Source organism: Caballeronia arationis (assembly GCF_001544975.2).
GTDB lineage: Bacteria > Pseudomonadota > Gammaproteobacteria > Burkholderiales > Burkholderiaceae > Caballeronia > Caballeronia arationis.
Genome location: NZ_FCOG02000572.1, coordinates 1 through 673, shown reverse-complemented (window position 1 = coordinate 673; position 673 = coordinate 1). Strand labels below are relative to the sequence as shown.

At 62.1% G+C, this 673-nt stretch carries 1 protein-coding gene; it reads right to left on the bottom strand.

Annotation, left to right across the window (positions count from 1 at the left end):
• Window positions 1–145: 145 nt before the first annotated feature.
• Window positions 146–652, bottom strand: a complete 507-nt coding sequence (locus tag AWB81_RS43920) for a TrbG/VirB9 family P-type conjugative transfer protein (RefSeq protein ID WP_235026281.1) — start codon at window positions 650–652, stop codon at window positions 146–148.
• Window positions 653–673 lie beyond the last annotated feature (21 nt).

Here is a 673-nt window from a genome sequence, read left to right as displayed (position 1 = left end):
TGCAGCTGGTAGTAGAAGCCCAAGCCGCCGATCACGACAGCAGCAAGAATGCCGATGCTCATGATCGCATTGCGTGGCGTCTTACCTTTGACGAGTGCTTCTTGCTCCGCGCTGGGCGTAGCCGAGTCCGGTTTCTTCGCCACGATCAGAACACCCCGAGCAAGCGGCGGCGGCCGCGCGTCACCGTGACCTCGTCCTTGCCGGAACGCAGGACGATCTCGTCGGCAAGACGTTGAAGAACAAGGAAGTCGCCGCGGCGAATGAAGTTCGCGACGACGCGATCGCCGTGGTCGAAAATAAACGGCACGGGCCACTCCTGCGCTTTGGCAGGCATGCGCATCCAGACCGCATGGCCGTCGTCGAAGACAGTCTCCGGCGTGAACTCGGCGCGGCCTTCGACGCTGTAATCCCAGTTCAGCTTGTCCGGCGCAACACTGATGCTTCCCGAATCGGCACCACCGCGGCTGCCGTTGGCCGTCGCGTCATCGCGTGCGCTGACGCGGGCCATCGGCGCGCGCGGGTATTGAAAGCGCACGGTTTGATAGAACATGCCGCCCACCGGCGAGGCGATAAGCGTGAAGTCGTACTCGCGCAGATTCGTCGTCAGATGCAGCGTGTTGACGAGGTCAGCCTTGTGCGGCTTGATGAACACGTGGTTCATCTTGTCGTCGTC